Here is a 713-nt window from a genome sequence, read left to right on the forward strand (position 1 = left end):
CTGCAGGTACCGTCACTCTCGCTTCTTCCCTGCTGAAAGAGGTTTACAACCCGAAGGCCGTCATCCCTCACGCGGCGTCGCTGCATCAGGCTTTCGCCCATTGTGCAATATTCCCCACTGCTGCCTCCCGTAGGAGTCTGGGCCGTGTCTCAGTCCCAGTGTGGCCGGTCGCCCTCTCAGGCCGGCTACCCGTCGTCGCCTTGGTGAGCCGTTACCTCACCAACAAGCTGATAGGCCGCGGGCTCATCCTGCACCGCCGGAGCTTTACAGCCACCCAGATGCCTGGGCAGCTCATATCCGGTATTAGACCCCGTTTCCAGGGCTTGTCCCAGAGTGCAGGGCAGATTGCCCACGTGTTACTCACCCGTTCGCCACTAATCCCCACCGAAGTGGTTCATCGTTCGACTTGCATGTGTTAAGCACGCCGCCAGCGTTCGTCCTGAGCCAGGATCAAACTCTCCGTGAATGTATACTCGGCCAGAAAATAAATTCAGCCGGTGCAACACCACGAGAGCGGAACCACCGGAGGAATAGTCCAGTGGTTCACAGCGTCCTCGCTGTGTTTTTTCAAAGGAACCTCGCCCCGGCCGAACCGGCCGGAGACGGGGTATCAACATATCTGGCGTTGACTTTTGGCACGCTGTTGAGTTCTCAAGGAACGGACGCTTCCTTCGTACTCACCCTCTCGGGCTTTCCTCCGGGCGCTTCCCTTC

1 rRNA gene is annotated in these 713 nt (G+C 58.8%); it reads right to left on the bottom strand.

The features are described 5' to 3' along the window. Window positions 1-466: ribosomal RNA gene (locus IE249_RS35515) — 16S ribosomal RNA — on the bottom strand; the annotation flags it as partial. Window positions 467-713 lie beyond the last annotated feature (247 nt).

The sequence above is a fragment of the Streptomyces anandii JCM 4720 genome, from assembly GCF_014650655.1.
GTDB classification, from domain to species: Bacteria; Actinomycetota; Actinomycetes; order Streptomycetales; family Streptomycetaceae; genus Streptomyces; species Streptomyces anandii.